The 2,421-nt window shown below is 56.8% G+C and carries 2 protein-coding genes; both read right to left on the bottom strand.

Annotated features, from left to right (window positions below; all coding sequences use genetic code 11):
* Positions 1–431 precede the first annotated feature (431 nt).
* On the bottom strand, positions 432–821 hold the full coding sequence (locus ASC90_RS17105; RefSeq protein ID WP_082519961.1) for a tautomerase family protein: 390 nt from the start codon (positions 819–821) through the stop codon (positions 432–434).
* An 84-nt stretch (positions 822–905) separates the two neighbouring features.
* Positions 906–2,312, bottom strand: a complete 1,407-nt coding sequence (locus tag ASC90_RS17100; RefSeq protein ID WP_280138330.1) for an ATP-binding protein — start codon at positions 2,310–2,312, stop codon at positions 906–908.
* Between the last annotated feature and the right edge of the window lie 109 nt (positions 2,313–2,421).

Below are 2,421 nucleotides of genomic sequence, written 5' to 3'. Positions count from 1 at the left end.
CTCAACGAACGGCTTCAGCCAATCCGTCAGTGCAATATCCTGATCCACCATCCACCGCACCCCTTTTGAGGTGCCAAAGATGGCCGATCATCGTTAACAGCCGGTTAATCTGCCAAAGTAGTGCTAGAGCTTGTCGAGGTAGCCGTCCTGCTGTTTCCAAAGGTGAAGACCTGAAGGCGCAAAGCCTCCCGCTACTTCTAGAGCGTCACATGCGGTTGTCAGTTCTCGGCAAACGCCGAAGGGATTGGACAAGGTTCCGGATTGCCCACAGTGTCGCGAACGCCAACATTATCCTGAATTTCGGGGAAGTGACTTCCGCTTGTCAGCAATTCTCCCGACCGTCGATAATATTCACCGACACCAAGGGCGGCGCGCGTAAAAATGAGCTGAACTAGACTTTGCCAGCATGGACACGAATAGCCCGATTGGAACTATTGGGTATCGGCCGGGCTCTCACTCACGTTGGGCATGAGTTTGCCCATCTCCATCGCCTGGCTCGGAGGCACTTCATGAATCCCGAGCACGATTTCTTCATCGGATGCGCCCGTTGCCGACTGAACGAGAGCCCATAGGCGTGTGAGGAGGCCTCGTTTGTAGTCAGCGGTTCGACCGGTTCGAATGAGCAGCGTAAGGGACGTGGTTGCCGCTGGCTTGCCGGCGATGAAGCCGTCACCCGTTCGATAATCCTGAAATATGATGTGCACCCAGTTGGCCGGAACGCCCGCATACTCGCAATGTAGCGCCGTCAGTTTCTCGGCAAGCTCGACCTTGGCATTCTGGTCGAGCATCCCCGCCTGCGTTAGAATGGAATACAGTGGCATTTCCAAACTCCTCACTTTTAAGCGGTTGGCACCAAGCCGCGTCGACGCATTGCCGCCAGGCCGGCACTGAACCTGGTTGCCGCTTTAGCCTATGCGCGCCTCTGCGTTAAACGTGGTGGGTCGCGAGGTCGCCGAGGGTTCCAATGTTTCTGTCGAACGGACCGGCAACGCAATTCGAAAGGTCGCACCACCAAGTTCATTATTGAATGCCTCGATCGTGCCGTCATGCGCCTCCACGATTGACCGGCAGATTGACAGGCCCATCCCCATACCGTGGCTCTTGGTGGTAAAAAATGCGTCGAACAGTCGGTCCTGCATGTCGGGGCGAATGCCGGGCCCGGTGTCTGCGACTTCGAGCGCAACACTGTCCGCACGGTTGCGGGAGCGCACGACGATCTGCCGGGGATGGGTAAGCGACGCCGCCATCGCGTCAAAGCTGTTCATCACCAAATTGACGGCGATCTGCTGCAACTGGACTTCATCTCCCTTAACAAGGGGCAGGTCCGTGTCCAGATCGGCCACGCAAGTGATGCCGCGCTCATTGGCCTCCCCGTGCAAAAGCTCGATAACGTCGCTGACGATCTGGTTGAGACTAATCGGAACAGCCTCGAACTCGCCTTTCTTGGCCATGTTACGAAGCTTTGAAATCAGCGCCTCAGCGCGCGTGGCATTCTCGGAAACTCGTTTCAAGCTGGCGCCCACTTTCTCCAACTCCGGGGTATCTCGGTTGAGCCATCTGAGGCCCGTATTGGCACTGAGCTTCATTGCACCGAGCGGCTGGTTGATTTCATGCGTGATGGAAGCAACTAACTCACCCATCGTGTTCAGCCTTGCTACGTGCGCAAGTTCGGACTGAGCCTTGCGCAAAGAGGCGCTTATCCGTCTGGTTTCGGTCACGTCCATCATAGCCGCAGAAACGCGAACCGCACCCTCCACCTGCTGCTCGGCCTTTCCGCAGATCCTCAGATGCTTCGTGGACCCGCCCTCAGTTACGATCCGGTGCTCGAATTCTATGGCTTCGCTTGGTTCCGTCACACAATAGAAGGCACGGCAAGCCATGGCACGGTCCTCAGGATGAATCCGTTCCAGCATCTTCTTCATGCTCGGGGTCGTTCGGAGGTCGAGACCGAGAATGCGGTAAGTTTCGGTAGACCAGAACATGTTCTTATCAGGAGCCGTAAAACCGACGCTGCCGGTCCGGCTCAGCGCCTGCGCGTCCGCAAGGTAGCCCTCGCTTCGCCTTGACCGTTCCTGTGCCCTGCGCTGTGCGGACCCCAGCAACCAGATGAGAAAGATTGACTCGCCGTAGAGCAAGAAACGCCTTAGCGCCTCATTCCCCATCAAGCCCGGATCGAATGTGTATTGAGGGGCCAGGAAAAAGAACCGAACGCTCAAGATCGCCAAGATTGAGGCAAGCAATCCTGGCCCAACGCCAAATCTCCAGACGGTGAAGACGACCGCTAGCAACAGGCTCGCGAAGGCTGTCGGGATTTCATACTGATTGTAACCGCCCGATTGGCACCGCCTGCCGCATAATGCCTTAATGGCCTAAGACACGTGTTTAACGACGTCGTTAGCGACGTGTCTTATGGGGGGATCG

The organism is Rhizobium sp. Root1220 (assembly GCF_001426265.1).
Taxonomy (GTDB): domain Bacteria; phylum Pseudomonadota; class Alphaproteobacteria; order Rhizobiales; family Rhizobiaceae; genus Rhizobium.
Note: the sequence above shows the minus strand (reverse complement) of the source record. Positions and strands in the feature narration are given on the sequence as shown.